Source organism: Mesorhizobium sp. M8A.F.Ca.ET.218.01.1.1 (assembly GCF_004791165.1).
Taxonomy (GTDB): Bacteria; Pseudomonadota; Alphaproteobacteria; order Rhizobiales; family Rhizobiaceae; genus Mesorhizobium.
Map to the genome: position 1 here is coordinate 1,830 of NZ_SRUZ01000025.1, position 298 is coordinate 2,127.

The window sequence follows — 298 nt, forward strand, 5'->3', positions numbered from 1 at the left end:
CGACAGGCTACACCTATTCCTACACGCTGCTGGACAACACCTCGGGCAACACTACCCATGACGACTTCGCCGTCCAGGTGGTCGATTCCGACGGTGATCCGGCCTCCACGACGCTCTCCATCGCCATCATCGATGACGTGCCGACGGCGGTTGCCGACACGGACAGCGTCTCGGAAGGCGGCACGGCGAGCGGCAACGTGATTACCGGCGTCGGCAGCGACGGCAATGCGGCCGGCGCCGACACCAAGGGTGCCGACGGCGCCGCGGTGAGCGGCGTGACGGGTTCTGGGGCAACGAC

1 protein-coding gene is annotated in these 298 nt (G+C 67.1%); it reads left to right on the forward strand.

Annotation, left to right across the window (positions count from 1 at the left end):
* The coding region (locus tag EN861_RS35675; protein ID WP_189343811.1) for a hypothetical protein at window positions 1-298 on the forward strand (298 nt) is incomplete at both ends.